This is a genomic window from Mycobacterium sp. AMU20-3851, assembly GCF_043974665.1.
In the GTDB taxonomy this organism is placed as follows: domain Bacteria; phylum Actinomycetota; class Actinomycetes; order Mycobacteriales; family Mycobacteriaceae; genus Mycobacterium.
The window spans coordinates 2718176-2734182 of the sequence record NZ_CP146371.1; the positions used below are offsets into that span (position 1 = coordinate 2718176).

The following is a 16007-nucleotide window of genomic DNA, read 5'->3' on the forward strand; positions in this document are numbered from 1 at the left end:
ACCCATGACCGTTCGACAGCGTGCCGCGACGCGCCCCACCGTCAGGCTCGCGCTGGCGTCGACCATGCTGGCCGGGGGCGCGCTGTTCGGCGCCGGACCTGCCACCGCCGAACCGGTCCCGATGGTGCCGGTGGATCCGGGGGCGCCGCCGCCTCCCGGACAGCCCGTGGTGATGAACCCCGACGAGCTGGTCGCCGCGCCGCCCGCCCCGCCGCCGGCCGGACCGCCCCCGGTGCCGGAGATGAGCAACCCGGCGTACGGTGGCGGCCAGTCCGGTGGCACGTTCGGCTACATCAGGGATCTGTGGAATGCCGCGAAGTCCCCGGACCCGATGGCCGCGTTCTCCGAAGCCGGGCAGGGCGGCCTTCCGGGCGGGCCGCCGCCGGGTGCCGGACCGGCACCCAAGTTGCCGCCGGGCTACACCTCGTTGACCGACCCGTCCTCGTCGACCCCGTCGCTTCGGGTCGAAGGAACCCCGCAGGTGGGTGGTCCGCCGCTGCCTCCGGGATTTGTCTCGCTGTCGGATCCCAACCCGCCGCCGGAGGTGCTCCCGATCGGCGCCCCTGGTGCCGCGCCGGCCGATGTGCCCGCGCCCGGCGCGCCGGTACCGCCGCCGGGCCCGGCCCCCGCACCGTTGCCCCCGACCATCATTCAGCAGGGTCCGCTGAACTGACGGCGCTGCCCGGGCGGGTCAACCCAGTCCGGCCCGCCACTTGTCGAGCACCCGCCGGTCGCGCTTGGTAGGCCGGCCGGCACCCCGGTCGCGGACGGCCACCGGGACCGCGGTCGTCGGCGGAAGTGCGGGCGTGCGGTCCAGGTAGCAGGTCACCGCGTCGGCGGCACCCACCCGCTTCTGAATCACCCGTACCACTTCCACGACCCGGGTCCGGTCGCCCACCAGCGCGCGGACCTGGTCGCCGGGGGAGACCGTGGTGGACGGTTTGGCTACCCGGTCGTTGATCCGTACGTGCCCGCCCCGGCAGGCCGCCGCGGCGTCCGGTCGGGTCTTGGTCAGTCGGACCGCCCACAGCCAGCGATCTATCCGCGTCGACTCCATGGCCCCATCATCGTGCACCGACGGAGTGCGGGCGTTGCTCGGTCGGGACTACACCTTGCTGGCGGCGAAGGTGGCGGCCTCGGCGACCATCCCGTTCATCGGATACATCACGTGGGCGATGGACGGCATCCCACCGGGCGTGCCGTCGCAGATGGTGTCGCCGGGGGCACACAGTTCCAGCGTTTTGGCCTCGTACAGCGGGCCGATTTTGCCGATCGGCGCGCCGAACTGGCTCAGGAATGCATCGGAGGGGTTGCCCAACAGCACGACGGCCGCGACGTGATCGGCCACGGCGTCGGGCAGCGGGTTGGGGATGTGCGAGAGGTATTCGTCGGGGATGCCGTCCGGGATGGCGTCCGCGGTCACGTAACCGGCGACGACGGCGCCTTGGGAGAAGCCGCCGAGCACCATCTTGGTGTCCGGGCAGGCCTTTGACATGGACTCGACGCGCGCCCCGGCGTCCCGGATGCCGTCAACTACGGTCTGCGCGAACGCAATTCGATCACCGAAGTTGTCGCTTGCGGGATAGTTCACCGGGTAGACGGCAACCGACTTGCCCGGAGTCTGCGCGCGCACGGCGTCGACGAAGGCCTGCCCGGTGCCGCCGACCCCGGGAGCTTCGCTGGTGCCGCGGGCGAACACGATTTCCACATCGGGACAGGGTTCCGCCGTCGCGGCTGGAGCGGTGGTGCCCACCGCCATCCCCGAGGCGATCAGGGCGCCCGCCCCCAGGAACCGTACGGATTGACGAAGACTCATCGTGAACTCCTTTGGGGACGTCGCTGGCATTTTGCTGGCAGCCGACAGGCCTGTAGATCTGTACCCGTCACTTTTGCCGCCGAAACCGCGCCCCGAGATCTTCGATGAGTTGTGCCGTCGCGGCGGGTCGATATCTCCGACGGTGTGAAGCGTAGGAGAGGAGCTGTGGGACATGGTCATCGTGGCCGGGCACATCATGGTGGACGCTGCCGGACGGGCGTCCTACCTGGAGGGGTGCGGTGGGGTCGTGCGCAGCGCGCGGGACGCCCCGGGCTGTCTGGATTTCGCGATCTCCGCCGATCTGCTGGATCCCGCCCGCATCAACATCTATGAGCGATGGGATTCACGGTCGGCCCTCGACGCATTCCGCGGCGGCGGGCCGGACGACGGTCAGGCCGCCATGATCCGGTCGGCTTCGGTCACCGAGTTCGACGTCGGGACGGGCTGAACGGTCGGGTCTCAGGCCGCGGTGGCAGTCGACACGGCGCGGGCAGCGAAGTCGGCGGCCTGCTCGGCCATGCCGTTGATCTTGTAGGCGCTGTGCGCGCTGCGATCCAGGCCGCCCGGGGAGCACACCGGGTCGCCCGGCGCGCACAGTTGGACGGTCTTGGCGGAGTACAGCGATCCGACGGTCACCGGTGGCGCGTTGCGGTCGACGAGGTCGAGGAACCAGTTGTCGGGCGTGCCGAACAGCACCACCGCGGCCACATGCGAGGCGACCGACGGCGGCATCGGCCCACTGATGCCGGCAGGGAGTGCCAGCCCGGCCGGCACGGTGTCGAAGGTGCTGTAGCCGGCGACCGCCGCGCCCTGCGAGTAGCCGCCCAGGACGATCTTGGTGTCCGGGCACGTCGACGCGATGTTCTGGATCCGGCTGGTGGCATCGGCGATTCCCTGGGTCGCTGCTTGAAAGTCAAGCGATGCAGGGTAATTCACGCCGTACACATCGACGGTGTCGCCTCCGACCCGGCTGTTGAGCGCGTCGACGAAGGCCTGGCCGGTCGCGCCTACGCCCGGGGCTTCGAAAGTGCCCCGAGCGAACACCACTTCCACGTCCGGGCACGGGTTTCCAGGTGCGGCGAATGCGCGGGCGGTGGCCAGCGGCCCAATCGTGGCGGCAAGGAACAGCACGATGGCGGCGAGGTACTCGATGCGGTGCGAGCGGGCGGTGTGCGACGTCTGGGTGGCCATGTCGATCCTTCGTCGGAGTGATCTTGAACGAGTGTGTGATCAGCATCCCGTGATCGACTCACCTGCACATTGACGCAAGCGCCACTGGTTGTATTCCTGCCAGCACCACCTCGGGGCTATTCGATGTCCCCGACGAAGGTCACCGTCTCGTGCAGCGGCGCCCGCAGCGTCCGGATGAACTCGACGTCCGGATCCTCGTAGCCGATGGACATGCCGCAGAACAGCATGAGTTCAGCCGGGGGATCGAGTGCTTCCTCCACGGAGGTGCGGACCTGCGACCACGCCATCTGCGGGCAGCTGTGCAGCCCCTCGGCGCGCAGCAGCAGCATCACGGTCTGTAGGTACATTCCCAGGTCCGCCCATTGCGGCCGGCCCATGTCCCGGTCGATGAAGCAGAACAGCGCGGCGGGCGCGCCGAAACAGTTCCAGTTGCCGACGGCCGCGCGCTGACGAGCCTCCCAATCCTCGCGGGCGATGCCCAGAGCGGAGTAGCGCTCCTTGCCGAACCGGGACCGGCGTTCGCTGTACGGGGCCTTCAGATCCGGCGGGTACAACTGGAACTCACGCTCGTCCCAAGGATCGCCCGCCGCGACCCGGGCGACCGCGACCTTCTTCAGTTGGGCCAGCGGCGCACCGGTGACGACGTAGCTGTGCCAGGGCTGCAGATTGGATCCCGACGGCGCCCAGGACGCCGTCTTCAGGACCCGTTCCAAGACCTCCATCGGCACCGGTTCGTCGGTGAATCCGCGTACCGCCCGGCGACTTTCGACCGCCTCGTAGACGTTCACAACCGCCTGCCTTCCCTTTGCTCGTCTTCAAGCCTGCCGGGGATGGCGCGATTTGGAACCCTTGGATTCCCGTGGTCTCAGACGCGTGCGGCGACGAAGGCGGCGGCATCGGTCACCATGCCGTTGCGCGTGTACAGGTTATGGGCGACCGGGTCCAGGCCGCCCGAGCACACCGGGTCGTTGATGGCGCACAGGTCGAGGGTCTTGGCCGTGAACGCCGGCCCCACCGGCACGTTCGGCTGCCCGATGAGGAACAGGAAGCGGTCATTCGGCTTGCCGAACAGCACCACGGCATCGACCTGGTCGGCGACCTCGGGCGCGAGCGGGGTGGTGGTGCCGAAGGCGAACGAGTTCGGTGGGATCGTCGGTGGATCCGCGGTGACCAACTGCGCCACGGCGGCGCCCTGGGAGAACCCGCCGAGCACCACCTTGGTGTCCGGGCAGGTGGTCGCGACTTGGCGGATCCGGGCGCCGGCATCGTTGACTCCGTCCACCACCGTCGGCCAGTTGTGGCTGGCCGGGTAGTTGACCGGGTAGAGCTCGACGCTCTTCTCACCGACCTGGCCGCGCAAGGCCTCGGTGAAGGCGTTGCCCACGCTGCCCGCGCCGGGGCGTTCGGTGGTCCCGCGGGCGAAGACGACCTCGATGTCCGGACACGGCTCGGCCGTCGCCTGGGGCGAAGGGCCGGTCAGCAGGCCCGCGCCGGCCAGGGTGGCCGAGGCCAGCAGAACGGGGATGGACCGGAACCGAATTCGCATCGTGTGTGCCCTCCTCAGGGTCTCCGACAGCTGCTGTCCGCCGATGGTAGTGACCGTCGGAGGGCCCGCCGGCTACGAATTGACGCACGTTATTGTTCAAGTGGCGCACATCCGTGCGCATGCGCGGACTCAGTCGGATTGCTGCTCCGGGCTTAACCCCTCGTAACTTAAGCGTGATCGCTTAACTGTAATGTGTTTTCTCGTGCGCCCGCTTCCGGCGGCCGTGCAGGGGGAGCTGTCGTCGGTTACCGGTCCGGAAAGGCAACTCGTTGAACGCGGTCTTGGCGCGCACCGCCATTTTTCAGGATGTCGATGCGGACGCCATGGTGGCGCTGGAATCCGAGCTGGAATGGATCACCTTCCGGCGCAACCACACCGTCTTCACCGAGGGTGAGCCCGGTGACCGGCTGTATGTCCTCGTCGAGGGCAAGGTCAAGATCGGCCGGCGGTCGGTGGATGGACGTGAGAGCCTCATCGCCGTCATGGGTCCGGGCGAGACGTTCGGTGAACTCGCGCTGTTCGATCCCGGGCCGCGCACCGCGACGGTGACCACGCTGACCCAGGTGCGGGTGGCCGCGGTAGCGCGACAGGCGCTGTCGGGCTGGATCACCGAGCGTCCCGAGATCGCCGAGCAGCTGTTGCGGGTGCTCGCGCGCCGGCTGCGCCGCACCAACGATGACGTGTGCGACATGATCTTCACCGACGTGCCGGGCCGGGTGGCCAAACAGCTCCTCGATCTCGCGAAACGATTCGGCCGCCCCGAGGACGATGTGCTGCGGGTCGACCATGAGCTCACCCAGCTCGAACTCGCGCAGCTGGTCGGTTCCTCGCGCGAGACCATCAACAAGGCACTCTCGGAATTCGCCAACCGGGGATGGATTCGCCAGCAGGGCAAGACGGTGTTCGTGCTGGAGCCGGCGAAGCTGGCCCGCCGCGCCCGCTGACCCCTCCGGTGGATGTCCGTCTCGCCGGCCACAGTTCCCGCCCGGGAGGCTGCGGCCGGCGGACCGGCTCAGTTCGAGGCTTCGAGGATCTTGATCGCGAAGATCAGCGTGTCGCCCTTCTCGATGCCCGCGGCGGGCTGCCCCTCGGCGTAGCCGTCCTCGGAGGTCATCGCGACGGCGACGGTCGATCCGACCTTCTGCCCGGCGATGGCCTTCTGGAAGCCGGGGATGACGCCGTCGAGCGGGAAGTCGACCGGGGCGCCGGTCTGGTAGCTGCTGTCGAAGACGTTGCCGTCGCGCCCGTTCACGCCCATGTAGCAGACCGACACCGTCGCGGTCTCCGGGACGACGGGCCCGTCGCCGGCCTTGAGCGTCTGCACCTGGGTCTCGGTGACGCTGAACGGTCCGTCGACGTCCACGACCGGTGCGGCGGTGTCGGTGGAGCCGGTGACCGCGACGCTGCCGGTGGCGCCGGACAGCGTCCATTCAGGTGCGCCCGGTGCTTCCGGGGCGGCTGACGGGCACGGGCTCGCCACCGGTGCCACGTCGCTGGCCGGAAGGTCGAACGCGTCCGCGGTCGTGGTGGCCGAGCTCGTCGACGCGGCGCTCTGAGTATCCGATCCGCAGGCGGAGACGGTCATGGCGATCGCTGCGGCGCCGGCCAGCAGCGCGATGGAGGAGGGTACGCGAGAACAATTCACCTCCGCCACGCTACCGGCGTAGCTGTGCAGGGCCGGGGCCGGCTGCGGCCTCGACGACAAAACCGTTTGCGCCCAACCGGTCAGCTGACCACCATGAAGAAGGAGGGCTGCGCGGCGGGGGCCGTACGCAGCGTCAGCAGATGCCGAGGGGGACAGCGACAATGGGTTTTCGTAAAGGCGATGTGGTCACCGCGCGCCGGCGGATCGAGGGGATCGACGTGCCGGTGGTACCCGAGGGTGCCACCGGCACCGTCACCACGACCACGCTGTTCGGGAGCCCGAAGCGGGTGCATTTCGAGCTCTCCGACGGTTGGGGTGAGAAGAGCTTCCAGGTGCGCGTCCGCCGCGGGGATGTGGAGGCCGGGTCCGTCAGCTAGGGCTGCGGCCCGCCGCGGAGGCCATGCCCAGCCAGGTGTGCCGGTTACCTGCCCAGCACCAGCCGACCTTCGGGGCGCCACGGCGCTCGGCCCCGTCGCGGCCCGTGCCGCCGCTGATCCAGATCGCCGGGGTTCTGGCGTCCAGCCCGCGAGGTTTGGGCTTGCGGGACCCGATGGTCATGAAGCAGTGGTTGGGTTCGAGTTGTTTGGGCTCCTGGAGTAGCCAGCTGATCCCTTCGTTGATGGTCAGCGGCGTCCGTCCGCGCTGCTGAAGGGCGGGAAACGATTCGTCCGGGCTCCAATTGCGCAGGTCGTCGCCCCGGCTGACGTCGTGGACCAGGTACAGCGGCAGGTTCGGGATGCAGACGCCGTCGGTCGGCACGAACTGGTCCAGATCGGTCATGTCATCGACCACGAAGCCGGTCCGGCCCTCATGGCTCAGTAGGGCCGCGAGCGTATGCGCCGACGCGAGCCGGGGATGGATCGCCAGGACGGTATCGGGCGCCTCCGGGAGGTCGGAGGCGTACCCGGCCAGCTCAGCCGCGCTCACTCCCGCCGCGTCGGCGACGCCGGCCGCCAATAGTCGGTCCAGTTGCTGCTGCAGGGCCATGGGACTCCAAGGGGCTGAGGTGACCGGGAACTTCCGTACGTGGCACCGTACAGTGTACGGAAGGAGGTGGCGGTGTCCAGTGCGAAGGACGGGGTGAGCGACCCGGTTCGGCTGTTGCGTCTGCTGTGGGCTCAGGACCGGCCCGCGGGACGCTCCGGACTGTCGCTCAGCGCGATCGTCGACGCCGGTAGGGCGGTCGCCCGGGCCGAGGGGGCGGGAGCGGTCGCCATGCGCCGGGTCGCGGCGGAGCTGAAGGTGGCCCCCATGAGCCTCTATTCGCACGTGCCCGGTAAGGCCGAGCTGCTCGCGCTGATGGTCGACGCCCATGCCGGTGGTCTGTATGCCGACGGCAACCTGCCTGCGACACAGCCGGATTGGCGCTCGGCGGCGCTGTTCGTCGCCCAACGCAACTACGACGCCGCGGTGAGCGAACCGTGGACGCTGGACATTCCGGCCGACCGAACGGTGCCGGGACCGGGCGCGACCGGCAAATACGAGGCCGAGCTCGCCGCCTTCGACGGTATCGGTCTCACCGATGTGCAGATGGACCATGCGTTGTCCGGGCTGCTCGGGCTCGCAGCCGCCTTGGCGCGCAACCAGGTCGGGCTCGAACGGGCCCGCGCGGTCAGCAGTCGTGATGACAATGAGTGGTGGCAGCAGGTGTCCCCGGCCCTTGCCGAGGCCATGCGGGGCCGTGAGTTTCCGCTCGCGTCCCGGGTGGGCACGGCGGCCGCGGTGGCCGCCGACGCCGCGGCCGATCCGCGGGCGGCGCTGGGGTACACCACCGGGTTGCTGCTGGACGGGCTGGACCCGGCGCGCTGACCTGGTGTCGGAGGAATCTGATCGCCGAATGGGCCACATCACGTGACCGGACCGGCTGATCGGGGTATTAGACGCCGGAACAACGCTCGATCAGGAGAGGAAGCGCGGGGGATATGGCCAAGGTTGATGTTTCGGTCTCGTCGGATCTGACGCCCGGTCAGGCGTGGAAGTTGGCATCGGATCTGCAGCGATTCGACGAATGGCTGACCATCTTCGCGGGCTGGCGCAGCCCGCCGCCCGCGGTCATCGCCGAGGGCACCCGGGTGTCCTCTCTCATCAAGGTCAAGGGATTTCGCAACACCATCCATTGGCAGGTCACCGAATACGACGAACCCACTCGGATCAGGCTGCAGGGCAGCGGGCGGGGAGGCGTGCGCATCGCGCTGAGTATGACGGTGGCCGATGATCGACCCGGGTCGACCTTCGATCTGGTGGCCGAATTGTCCGGTGGGCTGCTCAGTGGCCCGGTCGGGGCATTGGTCGCCAAGATGATCACCTCCGATGTGCGCACGTCTGTGCAGAACCTCGGCGCGCTGCGCTGATTTCGTGGTCTTTGCTCGTATCGGTGTTACCGCCGCAATTCGTTGCTTAGCAATGTTTTTCGACGAGCGTTGAGGTAGCGACCGCTTTCCGGTGTTTGGCGAGGTGGGTGTGGGGTACACGGCGGGTGCCGCGGTCTACAGCCCACTGGGTCGCCGGAATCCACTGATTCGAGCAGTCTCGGGGACGAGATGGCGCTCTTGATCGACTGTGCCGGGAGGCGTCGTGTTCACTCACAACAAAGATCTACAGTTCGAAGTCCGGGTCAGCGAGCCGGACCCGCGTTTCGCTTCGTTGCTCATGGAGCAGTTCGGTGGCGCCAACGGCGAACTCACCGCGGCGTTGCAGTACTTCACCCAGGCGTTCGTGCTCAGGCAGAAGAACCCGAAGATGTACGACCTGTTCATGGATATCGCCACCGAGGAACTCAGCCACCTCGAGATCGTCGGCAGCACGATCACCATGCTCCTCGACGGTCTCAACGACGATCTCAAGATCGCACACCAGCGCTGCGACTGGATGCCCGCCGTCGCCTCGAAGAACGGCAAGGAACAGGCGATCCACCAGGTCGCGGTCAACCCGATGTTCCTGGTGCTCAGCGGCGGCGGCCCGGACGTCAAGGATTCGGCCGGCAACAACTGGACCGGTGCGTTCATCGACGCCAACGGCGACCCCAGCGTCGATCTGCGCAACAACCTGGCCGCCGAGTCGAGAGCCAAGGTCGTCTACGAGTACCTCAAGCAGTTCACCGACGATCCGGCTGTGCAGGACACTTTGACGTTTCTGATGACCCGCGAGGTGGCGCACTACCAGCAGTTCACCGCCGCGCTGAACGAACTGCCGGTCAACTTCCCGCCCGGACAGCTGCCGGGAGATCCGCGGTTCCAGAATGTCGCATTCAACATGAGCAGCGGAGAGGGTTCGGTGCGCGGCCCGTGGAACGAGGGACAGGGCCCGTGGCCCGAGGGTATCGAGTGGGAGTACGTCGAGAAGCCCGAACAGCAGTGGCTGGGTACTTCGCTGCGCAACAATGCCGGCGCCGAGAAGAACCCGGAGGGACAGCCCGGAATCGACGCCGATAAGCCGTTCACCCACGAGCACCACACCGCGACCAGCTGATCTGCCGTTTGCGGAAAGGAGTGAGACATGGATGCATTGACATTCCTGCGTGAGGACCACAAAAGCGTCCTGGGAATGCTCGAGATGCTCGACGGCGCACCGGCCGGCGGCGGGGCGGTCAGCAGCGGGCTGCGGACCATGGTGACAAACCTGGTCATCGCCGAATCCCAGCACGAAGCCATCGAGGAACAGTACTTCTGGCCGGCGGTGCGCAGTGCGCTGGAGAACGGGGACGCTCTCGCCGACAAAGCGGTCGAGCAGGAGCAACACGGAAAACAATTGCTGCAGCGTCTGGAGGACGGCGAGCCCGGCGAGCCCGATTATCATGAGGCTCTGCAGCAGTTCGTCCAACTCGGCCGTGACCACATCACGTTCGAGCAGGAGGTGGTCTGGCCCCAGTTCGAGGCCGCGGTCTCGCGGGAGGAGTTGGCGACACTCGGGGAGAAGCTGGAGCGGGCCAAGAAGATTGCGCCGACCCGGCCGCATCCGGATACGCCGCCGAGTCCCGCCGCGCTCAAGACCGTCGGCATGGTCGCAGCGACGGTCGATCACATTCGAGACGCCGCGAGCGGGCGCGCGGCGGACAACCCACCGGATCCGCAGGTGCACTGAGACGTCGGCCGTCGGACGCGGCACTTTTGGACCGTGACGAATATCGTTACCCGACAATAATTCTGCTGTCCCCGCGGGCGGCGAGTCAGCCCAGGCTGGCTCGCCGCCCGCCTCCTGCGTTCTACCGCGCCGTTTGCCCGGCCTGCATCATTGTGACCCGCAACGAATTTCGCGAAAAACTTGATACCTTCCAGAAGAGAGGCCACACTCGAGAAGATGGTTCACGCCCCGGGGAGTGCGACGGCATTACGGGCGGCCGGACTGCGCGTCACCCGGCCGCGGCTCATCGTCATGGATGCTGTCGAAAAGAATCCGCACGCCGACACAGATGTCATCTTCACTGCAGCTCGACGCCAGCTGCCCGACATCTCCCGTCAAACCGTGTACGACGTCCTGAATGCTCTGACCGCAGTCGGTTTGGCGCGCCGCATTCAACCCGCGGGGGCGACCGCCCGCTATGAATCCCGGGTCGGGGACAACCACCACCACGTGGTGTGCCGATCGTGCGGGACCATTGCCGACGTCGACTGCAGCGTCGGCAACGCGCCCTGCCTGACAGCCTCCGACGACCTGGGCTTCGACATCGACGAAGCCGAGGTCATCTACTGGGGCCTGTGCCCCGCCTGTGTGAAAGCGCGAACCTCCTGAAAACGTTGTGCAGCCCGCACGCGACCGATGAAAGGCGAGAAGATGTCTGACACCTCCGATGCCCGGCCTCCGCATTCCGATACCAAGACACACAGCAAGAGCGAATCGGAAAATCCGGCGATCGACTCGCCGACACCCAAGGCGCATGCACCCCTGACCAACAAGGACTGGTGGCCCGAACAGGTCGACGTGTCCGTGCTGCACAAGCAGAACCCCAAGGGCAACCCGCTCGGTCAGGACTTCGACTATGCCGCCGAATTCGCCAAGCTCGACCTCGAAGCGTTCAAGGCGGATCTGATCGACCTGATCCGGACTTCCCAGGACTGGTGGCCCGCCGACTACGGCAATTACGCCGGCCTGTTCATCCGGATGAGCTGGCACGCCGCCGGGACGTACCGGATCTTCGACGGCCGCGGAGGTACCGGCGAGGGGGCGCAGCGGTTCGCCCCGCTCAACAGCTGGCCGGACAACGCCAACCTGGACAAGGCACGCCGGTTGCTCTGGCCGATCAAGCAGAAGTACGGCAACAAGATCTCCTGGGCCGACCTGCTCGCGTACGCCGGCAACGCCGCGCTCGAACAGTCCGGGTTCCAGACCGCGGGCTTCGGGTTCGGCCGCGAGGACATCTGGGAGCCCGAGGAGATCCTGTACGGCCAGGAGGACACCTGGCTGGGCACCGACAAGCGCTACGGCGGGACCAACGACAGCGACCGCAAGCTGGCCGAGCCGTTCGGCGCCACGACGATGGGCCTCATCTACGTCAATCCGGAAGGGCCGGAAGGAAAGCCGGACCCGCTGGCCGCGGCGCACGACATCCGCGAGACCTTCGGCCGGATGGCGATGGACGACGAGGAGACCGCCGCGTTGATCGTCGGCGGTCATACCCTGGGCAAGACCCACGGTGCCGCGGATGTCAACGTCGGCCCGGAGCCGGAGGCTGCGCCGATCGAGCAGCAGGGCCTGGGTTGGAAGTGCCCGTTCGGCACCGGTAACGGCAACGACACCGTCACCAGCGGTCTGGAGGTGATCTGGACCGGCACCAACAGCGAGTGGAGCAATGCCTTCCTGGAGAACCTCTACGGCAACGAGTGGGAGTTGACCAAGAGCCCGGGCGGCGCCTGGCAGTTCGAGGCCAAGAACGCCGAGGCCACCACGCCCGACCCGTTCGGCGGCCCTCCGCGCAAGCCCACCATGCTGGTCACCGACGTCGCCCTGCGCGAGGATCCGATCTACGGCGAGATCACCCGCCGCTGGCTCGATCATCCCGAGGAGATGGACGAGGCGTTCCGCAAGGCCTGGTACAAGCTGATGCACCGCGATCTGGGGCCGATCAGCCGCTACCTCGGGCCGTGGGTCGCCGAGCCGCAACTGTGGCAGGACCCGGTCCCGGCGGTCGACCACCCACTCGTCGACGAGGCCGACATCGCGACCCTCAAGAGCAAGGTGCTCGAATCCGGACTGTCGATTCCGCAGCTGGTGAAAACCGCCTGGGGAGCGGCGGCGAGCTTCCGCGGCACCGACAAGCGCGGCGGCGCCAACGGTGCGCGGTTGCGCCTGGAGCCGCAGCGCAGCTGGGAGGTCAACGAGCCCTCCGAACTGGACAAGGTGCTGCCGGTGCTGGAAAAGATCCAGCAGGACTTCAACGGTTCCGCCACGGGCGGCAAGAAGATCTCGCTGGCCGATCTGATCGTGCTGGCGGGGTCGGCGGCGGTGGAGAAGGCCGCCAAGGACGGCGGCTTCGACGTCCAGGTGCACTTCGTGCCGGGACGGACCGACGCCAGTCAGGAGGACACCGACGTGGAATCCTTCGCGGTGCTGGAGACCCAGGCGGACGGCTTCCGCAACTACGCGCGACCGGGGGAGAAGGCCGCACTGGAGCAGCTCCTGGTGGACAAGGCGTACTTCCTCAACCTCACCGCCCCGGAAATGACGGCGTTGGTGGGCGGTCTACGCGTGATCGGTGCCAATCACGGCGGCACCAAGCATGGGGTATTCACCGACCGGCCGGGAGCTCTGACGAACGACTTCTTCGTGAATCTGCTCGATATGGGCACCGAATGGAAGGGATCCGAGACCGCCGAGAACGTCTACACCGGGTACGTGCGGGGTACCGGCGACGTGAAGTGGACGGCCACGGCCAATGATCTGGTCTTCGGTTCCAATTCGGTGCTGCGTGCGGTCGCCGAGGTCTACGCACAGGACGACAACAAGGCCAAGTTCGTCGAGGACTTCGTCAGCGCCTGGGTGAAGGTGATGAACAACGATCGGTTCGACCTGGACTGACCCTCGGCCGAAAGACAAACCAAGTGGCGGTGTTCGCTCAGCGAACACCGCCACTTCGTATCCCTGGACGGGTGTCGGACTACGGCGTGCCGACGCAGAGGTCCCCGACGCAGGCGCCGGCTCCGTCGGGTCCGGCTCCGGCACCTGCGCCCGGGACGCCTGCGGTGGCGCCACCCGGTCCGGCTCCGGCACCGGCACCCGGGACGCCTGCGGTGGCACCACCCGGTCCGGCTCCGGCACCTGCGCCCGGCACGCTCGCGGTGGCGCCACCCGGTCCGGCCCCGGCGCCGGCACCGGGCGCGGTCGCCGTTGCGCCGCCTTCTCCGGCACCGGCACCCGGGGCGGGCGCGGGCGCCATCGGCGATGTCGGGGCCATCGTCGTGGTCTCCGGTTCGGTCATCATGGTGGTCATCGTCGATTCGGTCGTCGACGTCTCGGTCGAGGTGCCGCTGTCGTTGTCGGAACTGCAGGCGGTCAAACCGCCGGCCAGGACAACGCCGGCGATGGCGGCCGCGATGGGCAGACGACGGACGGTGTGAACGACGGTCATGCGAGGCTCGATTCTCTAGTACGGCTGCCGTGCAGTACCGAGACTGCGCTGCAGGATCGACTCCGGTGTGTTACCCGCAAACCCCGAGCCTTAAGCACCCTCGTTCGGCACGGGGTGGCGATGAGTTCTCGCCACCTGCACGGTCTGTCCTGGCATGGAGACCAAGCGCGTGCATGCGGGCCACCGGAAGATCAACGGATTGGAGCTGTACCACGAGGTTTACGGTGACCTGGCCGGGTCGGTACCGCCGCTGCTGCTGATCCCGGGCGCGTTCATGGCGGTCGATTCGATGTCGGCCTGGGTGCAGGCCTTTGCCCGGGAACGCCCGGTGGTCGTGTTCGACCAGCAGGGCCACGGCCGTACTCCGGACACCGCGAGGCAGATGTCCTACGAACAGTTCGCCGATGACGCCGCAGAGCTGCTGCGGGCGGCAGGGGTACAGCGCGCGGACGTCATGGGCTACTCGCAGGGCGGCGGCGTCGCGCTGCAACTGGCCATCCGCCACCCCGCGATGGTCGGGAAGCTGGTCGCGATGTCGGCGACGTTCCAACGTGCGGGGTGGCATCCGTCGGTCGGCGCGGCCATCGGGCAGCTGCGGGCCGCGGACTTCGCCGGCACCGCCGTCCAGATGGCGTTCACAGCACACTCTCCGGACCCGGCGGCCTTCGAGGCGTATGTCGAGAAGATGAAGGTGCTCAACATCGAGGACCAGGAGATCAGCGAGGACCAGATGCGTGCCATCACCGCCAAGACGATGGTCATCGTGGGTGACGCGGACTCGGTGAATCTGGATCACGCCGTGAGAATGTTCCGGTTGCGGGGCGGAGGCGATGATGAGGCGGCGACCACCGGGGCGCTGCAACGGGCGCCGGAAGCGCGCCTGGTGGTGCTGCCCGCGATGTCGCATATCGGGCTGTCGGGACAGCAGGATGTGTTGGTGCCCATGGTGAATGCGTTTCTCGACGATGTCCCGCCGGTGACACCGGAGCTGTTCTGAGGAGGTCGGCCTACCATGAGCTGATGGGCGAACCGGTGGTCACCGAGGATGGGCACTATCTCGTCATCGACGGCCGCCGGTGGCGGGCCACCGATCCGGCGATACCGGAGGAGCGTCGAGCCGAGCTGGTGGCCAATTTGATGGCGTGGCGGCGAGAAGTGCGGCGGGCCAAGGGAACACCGCAGGAGCGGTCCGCCCGTGCCGGCGTGCAGGCCGCGAAGGTGGCCCTGGGCGAGCGGGGTCAGCCACCGTGGTGGGAGCAGACCGATGAGCAACGCCGCACCCGGTGGCAGGCGCATCTGGCGGAGCCGGGCTGACTCAGGTGCGGTATGCGCGCAGGTCGTCGGCGGCGATGTCCCGGTAGGCCAGCCACATGTCGCGGCCCAGCGCGCGGATGCCGTCCGCGTTGTAATGCCGGTCGACCACACTGTTGTACGCGTCGCGATTGCCGGGGACGAAGGCCGTGCGCGGCAGGCGGCGCGGCGTGTCCTCATGCACGGCGTTGACGGCGGTGTAGTCCTTACCGCTGAGTTCCATCTCCTCGGGGACCATGCCGCCCAGGATGATCGGTGTCCGGGCGCCGTAGCGGGCACGCAGATCGGCGAACAGCGCGTCCAGTTTGCGCTGGTAGTCCACGCCGGACATCAGCGGTACGTCGGATTCGCCCTGATGCCACAGGACCGCGGCCACGGTGCTGCCCGGGTGGCACGCCAGCGCGGCATCGATCGAGCGCACCGCCTCCCGGTAGAGGTTGCGCCGGGTCCGGGTGTCGGCGATGTCCCAGGTGTATCCGTTCTTCGGGTGAAAGCAGGTGTCGCCGCGGGCACACGGCACCAGCAGGACCGCGCGGTCGCTTGCCTCGGTGAGGGCTTTACCGAACGTGACACCGAAACCGACCCGCCACGAGGGTGTTTCATGAAGGAGCGGGTCGGCGCCGAGCACCACCGTGTTCTTGGAGGGTCCGCTGTTGGCGAACTGGTGCACCATCGGGTGCGGCTTGTCGGCCCCGCCGCGGTCCAGTGGCAGTCCCATACCGAAAGCGTTCGACTGGCCCAGGATCGGCACCATCAGATAGGGCCGGTCCGGCGGTGACACCGGGACCCCCTTGGCCGCCAGTCGGCGACGGACGGAACTCTTGAGCTCCGATCCCGCCCGCCGCCACAGCGGGGCGTCGCCGTCGTGGTTGCGGGGCGTGCGCATGGCGAGCACAGTACCGACCCGGTTCGTTGACACCGATTCGGCGGCGCGTAC

Annotated in this window: 21 protein-coding genes; 12 read left to right on the top strand and 9 right to left on the bottom strand. The window is 67.9% G+C overall.

The window, feature by feature from the left end:
* Positions 1-4 precede the first annotated feature (4 nt).
* Positions 5-673, top strand: coding sequence for a hypothetical protein (locus tag V4U86_RS13035; RefSeq protein WP_395311612.1), 669 nt, complete (start codon positions 5-7; stop codon positions 671-673).
* A gap of 18 nt (positions 674-691) precedes the next feature.
* Here the strand turns inward: V4U86_RS13035 and V4U86_RS13040 are convergent, their stop codons facing one another.
* Entirely contained in the window at positions 692-1057 is a 366-nt protein-coding gene (locus V4U86_RS13040) for an RNA-binding S4 domain-containing protein (RefSeq protein WP_395311613.1), read from the bottom strand.
* A gap of 48 nt (positions 1058-1105) precedes the next feature.
* Positions 1106-1816, bottom strand: a complete 711-nt coding sequence (locus tag V4U86_RS13045; RefSeq protein WP_395311614.1) for a cutinase family protein — start codon at positions 1814-1816, stop codon at positions 1106-1108.
* Positions 1817-1988: 172 nt separating this feature from the next.
* Between V4U86_RS13045 and V4U86_RS13050 the strand changes: the two genes are divergently transcribed.
* Complete coding sequence (locus V4U86_RS13050; RefSeq protein WP_395311615.1) at positions 1989-2264, top strand: putative quinol monooxygenase; 276 nt, start codon at positions 1989-1991, stop codon at positions 2262-2264.
* Positions 2265-2275: 11 nt separating this feature from the next.
* Here the strand turns inward: V4U86_RS13050 and V4U86_RS13055 are convergent, their stop codons facing one another.
* The 3 genes from V4U86_RS13055 to V4U86_RS13065 form a co-directional block, all read right to left on the bottom strand.
* Complete coding sequence (locus V4U86_RS13055; protein WP_395311616.1) at positions 2276-3007, bottom strand: cutinase family protein; 732 nt, start codon at positions 3005-3007, stop codon at positions 2276-2278.
* A 116-nt stretch (positions 3008-3123) separates the two neighbouring features.
* On the bottom strand, positions 3124-3795 hold the full coding sequence (locus V4U86_RS13060; protein WP_395311617.1) for a nitroreductase: 672 nt from the start codon (positions 3793-3795) through the stop codon (positions 3124-3126).
* Between the two features lie 77 nt (positions 3796-3872).
* A complete protein-coding gene (locus V4U86_RS13065) occupies positions 3873-4553 on the bottom strand; it encodes a cutinase family protein (RefSeq protein ID WP_395311618.1) in 681 nt (226 codons plus the stop codon).
* A gap of 269 nt (positions 4554-4822) precedes the next feature.
* Between V4U86_RS13065 and V4U86_RS13070 the strand changes: the two genes are divergently transcribed.
* Positions 4823-5497, top strand: coding sequence for a Crp/Fnr family transcriptional regulator (locus V4U86_RS13070; RefSeq protein WP_395311619.1), 675 nt, complete (start codon positions 4823-4825; stop codon positions 5495-5497).
* Between the two features lie 68 nt (positions 5498-5565).
* On the opposite strand, the gene V4U86_RS13075 is transcribed toward V4U86_RS13070, so the two are convergent.
* Positions 5566-6198: an FKBP-type peptidyl-prolyl cis-trans isomerase gene (locus V4U86_RS13075; RefSeq protein WP_395311620.1), complete on the bottom strand. Its 633-nt coding sequence runs from the start codon at positions 6196-6198 to the stop codon at positions 5566-5568.
* A gap of 161 nt (positions 6199-6359) precedes the next feature.
* Between V4U86_RS13075 and V4U86_RS13080 the strand changes: the two genes are divergently transcribed.
* Positions 6360-6575 carry a hypothetical protein gene (locus tag V4U86_RS13080; RefSeq protein WP_395311621.1) on the top strand — a complete coding sequence of 72 codons (216 nt, stop codon included), beginning with the start codon at positions 6360-6362 and terminating at the stop codon, positions 6573-6575.
* Here V4U86_RS13080 and V4U86_RS13085 read toward each other — a convergent pair.
* Entirely contained in the window at positions 6568-7185 is a 618-nt protein-coding gene (locus V4U86_RS13085) for a DUF5701 family protein (RefSeq protein WP_395311622.1), read from the bottom strand. The genes V4U86_RS13080 and V4U86_RS13085 overlap by 8 nt on opposite strands.
* A gap of 72 nt (positions 7186-7257) precedes the next feature.
* Here V4U86_RS13085 and V4U86_RS13090 point away from each other — a divergent pair, with 72 nt between their 5' ends.
* The 6 genes from V4U86_RS13090 to katG all read left to right on the top strand — a co-directional run bounded on the left by V4U86_RS13090 (position 7258) and on the right by katG (position 13209).
* A complete protein-coding gene (locus V4U86_RS13090) occupies positions 7258-8007 on the top strand; it encodes a TetR/AcrR family transcriptional regulator (protein WP_395311623.1) in 750 nt (249 codons plus the stop codon).
* Positions 8008-8120: 113 nt separating this feature from the next.
* Positions 8121-8549, top strand: a complete 429-nt coding sequence (locus tag V4U86_RS13095; RefSeq protein WP_395311624.1) for a type II toxin-antitoxin system Rv0910 family toxin — start codon at positions 8121-8123, stop codon at positions 8547-8549.
* A gap of 223 nt (positions 8550-8772) precedes the next feature.
* The gene (locus V4U86_RS13100; protein WP_395311625.1) at positions 8773-9666 is read left to right on the top strand and encodes a manganese catalase family protein; all 894 of its coding nucleotides are present in this window, start codon (positions 8773-8775) and stop codon (positions 9664-9666) included.
* Positions 9667-9693: 27 nt separating this feature from the next.
* Positions 9694-10278, top strand: a complete 585-nt coding sequence (locus V4U86_RS13105) for a hemerythrin domain-containing protein (RefSeq protein WP_395311626.1) — start codon at positions 9694-9696, stop codon at positions 10276-10278.
* Between the two features lie 216 nt (positions 10279-10494).
* Positions 10495-10926 (top strand): Fur family transcriptional regulator, encoded by a 432-nt coding sequence (locus tag V4U86_RS13110; protein ID WP_395311627.1) that lies wholly within the window; start codon positions 10495-10497, stop codon positions 10924-10926.
* Positions 10927-10968: 42 nt separating this feature from the next.
* Positions 10969-13209, top strand: a complete 2241-nt coding sequence (gene katG, locus V4U86_RS13115) for a catalase/peroxidase HPI (RefSeq protein WP_395311628.1) — start codon at positions 10969-10971, stop codon at positions 13207-13209.
* A gap of 79 nt (positions 13210-13288) precedes the next feature.
* Here katG and V4U86_RS13120 read toward each other — a convergent pair whose 3' ends face one another.
* Complete coding sequence (locus V4U86_RS13120) at positions 13289-13759, bottom strand: hypothetical protein (RefSeq protein WP_395311629.1); 471 nt, start codon at positions 13757-13759, stop codon at positions 13289-13291.
* Positions 13760-13913: 154 nt separating this feature from the next.
* Here V4U86_RS13120 and V4U86_RS13125 point away from each other — a divergent pair, with 154 nt between their 5' ends.
* Together V4U86_RS13125 and V4U86_RS13130 are read left to right on the top strand one after the other, a co-directional pair.
* Positions 13914-14756 (top strand): alpha/beta fold hydrolase, encoded by an 843-nt coding sequence (locus V4U86_RS13125; RefSeq protein ID WP_395311630.1) that lies wholly within the window; start codon positions 13914-13916, stop codon positions 14754-14756.
* Positions 14757-14779: 23 nt separating this feature from the next.
* A complete protein-coding gene (locus V4U86_RS13130; RefSeq protein ID WP_395311631.1) occupies positions 14780-15073 on the top strand; it encodes a hypothetical protein in 294 nt (97 codons plus the stop codon).
* A gap of 1 nt (position 15074) precedes the next feature.
* Here the strand turns inward: V4U86_RS13130 and V4U86_RS13135 are convergent, their stop codons facing one another.
* Positions 15075-15956, bottom strand: coding sequence for a sialate O-acetylesterase (locus V4U86_RS13135; protein ID WP_395311632.1), 882 nt, complete (start codon positions 15954-15956; stop codon positions 15075-15077).
* Between the last annotated feature and the right edge of the window lie 51 nt (positions 15957-16007).

What these genes read in the sequence shown, in the direction of transcription:
- V4U86_RS13035 (WP_395311612.1), top strand. Translation starts at nt 5, where the DNA reads ATGACCGTTCGACAGCGTGCCGCGACGCGCCCCACCGTCAGGCTCGCG.
- V4U86_RS13040 (WP_395311613.1), bottom strand. Translation starts at nt 1,057, where the DNA reads ATGGAGTCGACGCGGATAGATCGCTGGCTGTGGGCGGTCCGACTGACC.
- V4U86_RS13045 (WP_395311614.1), bottom strand. Translation starts at nt 1,816, where the DNA reads ATGAGTCTTCGTCAATCCGTACGGTTCCTGGGGGCGGGCGCCCTGATC.
- V4U86_RS13050 (WP_395311615.1), top strand. Translation starts at nt 1,989, where the DNA reads ATGGTCATCGTGGCCGGGCACATCATGGTGGACGCTGCCGGACGGGCG.
- V4U86_RS13055 (WP_395311616.1), bottom strand. Translation starts at nt 3,007, where the DNA reads ATGGCCACCCAGACGTCGCACACCGCCCGCTCGCACCGCATCGAGTAC.
- V4U86_RS13065 (WP_395311618.1), bottom strand. Translation starts at nt 4,553, where the DNA reads ATGCGAATTCGGTTCCGGTCCATCCCCGTTCTGCTGGCCTCGGCCACC.
- V4U86_RS13080 (WP_395311621.1), top strand. Translation starts at nt 6,360, where the DNA reads ATGGGTTTTCGTAAAGGCGATGTGGTCACCGCGCGCCGGCGGATCGAG.
- V4U86_RS13085 (WP_395311622.1), bottom strand. Translation starts at nt 7,185, where the DNA reads ATGGCCCTGCAGCAGCAACTGGACCGACTATTGGCGGCCGGCGTCGCC.
- V4U86_RS13095 (WP_395311624.1), top strand. Translation starts at nt 8,121, where the DNA reads ATGGCCAAGGTTGATGTTTCGGTCTCGTCGGATCTGACGCCCGGTCAG.
- V4U86_RS13105 (WP_395311626.1), top strand. Translation starts at nt 9,694, where the DNA reads ATGGATGCATTGACATTCCTGCGTGAGGACCACAAAAGCGTCCTGGGA.
- V4U86_RS13110 (WP_395311627.1), top strand. Translation starts at nt 10,495, where the DNA reads ATGGTTCACGCCCCGGGGAGTGCGACGGCATTACGGGCGGCCGGACTG.
- katG (WP_395311628.1), top strand. Translation starts at nt 10,969, where the DNA reads ATGTCTGACACCTCCGATGCCCGGCCTCCGCATTCCGATACCAAGACA.
- V4U86_RS13120 (WP_395311629.1), bottom strand. Translation starts at nt 13,759, where the DNA reads ATGACCGTCGTTCACACCGTCCGTCGTCTGCCCATCGCGGCCGCCATC.
- V4U86_RS13125 (WP_395311630.1), top strand. Translation starts at nt 13,914, where the DNA reads ATGGAGACCAAGCGCGTGCATGCGGGCCACCGGAAGATCAACGGATTG.
- V4U86_RS13130 (WP_395311631.1), top strand. Translation starts at nt 14,780, where the DNA reads ATGGGCGAACCGGTGGTCACCGAGGATGGGCACTATCTCGTCATCGAC.
- V4U86_RS13135 (WP_395311632.1), bottom strand. Translation starts at nt 15,956, where the DNA reads ATGCGCACGCCCCGCAACCACGACGGCGACGCCCCGCTGTGGCGGCGG.